This is a genomic window from Segatella cerevisiae, assembly GCF_024054555.1.
GTDB lineage: Bacteria > Bacteroidota > Bacteroidia > Bacteroidales > Bacteroidaceae > Prevotella > Prevotella cerevisiae.
Map to the genome: position 1 here is coordinate 1 of NZ_JAMXLY010000107.1, position 1384 is coordinate 1384.

The 1384-nt window shown below is 57.7% G+C and carries 2 tRNA genes and 2 rRNA genes; all 4 read left to right on the forward strand.

The window, feature by feature from the left end:
* A 16S ribosomal RNA gene (locus NG821_RS12515) occupies positions 1-359 on the forward strand; the annotation flags it as partial.
* A gap of 145 nt (positions 360-504) precedes the next feature.
* Positions 505-578, forward strand: a tRNA-Ile gene (locus NG821_RS12520).
* A 39-nt stretch (positions 579-617) separates the two neighbouring features.
* Positions 618-691 (forward strand) — tRNA-Ala (locus tag NG821_RS12525).
* Between the two features lie 166 nt (positions 692-857).
* Positions 858-1384 (forward strand): 23S ribosomal RNA (locus NG821_RS12530); the annotation flags it as partial.

Sequence of the window (1384 nt, forward strand, 5' to 3'; positions counted from 1 at the left end):
GAGGAAGGTGGGGATGACGTCAAATCAGCACGGCCCTTACGTCCGGGGCTACACACGTGTTACAATGGCCGGTACAGAGCGAAGGCGTCCCGCAAGGTCCGCCGAAGCGCCAAAGCCGGCCCCAGTACGGACTGGGGTCTGCAACCCGACCCCACGAAGCTGGATTCGCTAGTAATCGCGCATCAGCCATGACGCGGTGAATACGTTCCCGGGCCTTGTACACACCGCCCGTCAAGCCATGAAAGCCGGGAGTGCCTGAAGTCCGTGACCGCAAGGATCGGCCTAGGGCAAAATCGGTAATTGGGGCTAAGTCGTAACAAGGTAGCCGTACCGGAAGGTGCGGCTGGAACACCTCCTTTCTGGAGCGGTGCCCTTTCGAAGGGCGGTTCTGAAATCGGAAGCGCGCTTGTACACATGTCTGTCTGTTTTTTAAGATATTTCGAGAGAAGGAAGGAAGCCGGGCGGAAGAGCCCCGGGTCACAAGGGAATACCGGCGGCCGACAGAGTCCTATAGCTCAGTTGGTCAGAGCGCCACACTGATAATGTGGAGGTCGGCAGTTCAAGTCTGCCTGGGACTACTTCGAAGGAAATGACCTCGGAGACACGAAGGTGTCCATGGGGGATTAGCTCAGCTGGCTAGAGCACCTGCTTTGCAAGCAGGGGGTCAACGGTTCGAATCCGTTATTCTCCACAACCCCGCACAATGGCGGGAAACGATCTTTGACATATTGATACACAATCAGGACTGCCGCAGCCTCTGGTGAATGCCCGCAAGGGCGTGAAACAGCAGGCGCGTGCAGCCAGAAGTATGAACTATTTATATCCCCCGCCTGCCTCAGGGCACGGCGGGGGACACGAGGAAAGAAGAAAAGGGCGCATGGCGGATGCCTTGGCTCACAATGGCGAAGAAGGACGTGATAAGCTGCGAAAAGCTCCGGCGAGATGCAAATGATCCATGAGCCGGAGATCTCCGAATGGGACAACCCAGGCGGCTGAAGGCCGTCTACCGCGGGCCTAGTGTCTGCGGGGCGAACCCGGGGAACTGAAACATCTTAGTACCCGGAGGAAGAGAAAATAAACAATGATTCCCCAAGTAGCGGCGAGCGAACGGGGAGGAGCCCAAACCGCGTGCGTAGCAATGCGCGTGCGGTGTAGTAGGACCACGGTGTCATACGCCGGAAGGGAGCGGAACGGACTGGAAAGTCCGGCCATAGCGGGTGAAAGCCCCTTACGCGAACCCGAAGGCGGTGTAGTGGTATCCTGAGTAGCGCGGAGCACGAGAAATTCTGCGTGAATCTGCCGGGACCATCCGGCAAGGCTGAATACATTGTGAGACCGATAGCGAACCAGTACTGTGAAGGAAAGGTGAAAAGCACCCCGCGAG